Source organism: Virgibacillus carmonensis, from assembly GCF_057836705.1.
The window spans coordinates 1-648 of record NZ_JBYQFJ010000202.1 but is presented as its reverse complement, the minus strand read 5'-3'; the positions used below and the strand labels follow the sequence as shown (position 1 = coordinate 648).

The window sequence follows — 648 nt, the reverse complement described above, 5'->3', positions numbered from 1 at the left end:
AATGATTCTGTTCGCCCGACAAAATTTTCCCAGAATAATGATTGTGACTCATGTATACCCATCGACGTACCATCTGAGAGTGGTGTATTAGCTAATTTTTCACTAATATTTTGTTCATATAATGCATGACCGCCTTCATGAATGGTGCCAAATACCGCTGAACGAAAATCACTTTCATCATAACGTGTTGTAACACGTACATCGTTTTGATTTAGAGCGATAGCAAATGGATGCACGGTTTCATCCAGGCGTCCTGAAGCAAAGTCGTATCCCATTTTTTTCAGTATGGCCAGACTGAAAGCTTCCTGATCCTGTTTTGGAAAATGCCCTTCTAAAACGGAGGGATCCGGTTTAACAGCGCTTAACGATATTCTGTCTAACAATTCTGTTAGGGATTTTCTAAGATCGGGAAAAACTTGATCAAGTTTATTAACAGTAATCCCAGGTTCAAAATTATCAAGTAATGCATCATAAATATGATCATCGTATCCCCAGTAATTTGCAAACTTTTGATTAAAGTCAACAAGTTTTTCTAAATATGGCTGAAACATGGAAAAATCATTTTTTTCTCTTGCCTCTTGCCAGATTGATTCCGATTTTGATTGGAGCATGACATATTCCTTGTATTCATCTGCCGGTATTTTACGG

Annotated in this window: 1 pseudogene; it reads right to left on the bottom strand. The window is 37.5% G+C overall.

The features are described 5' to 3' along the window. Nucleotides 1-648, bottom strand: a pseudogene (locus AC3G7N_RS21385) (carboxypeptidase M32); the annotation flags it as partial.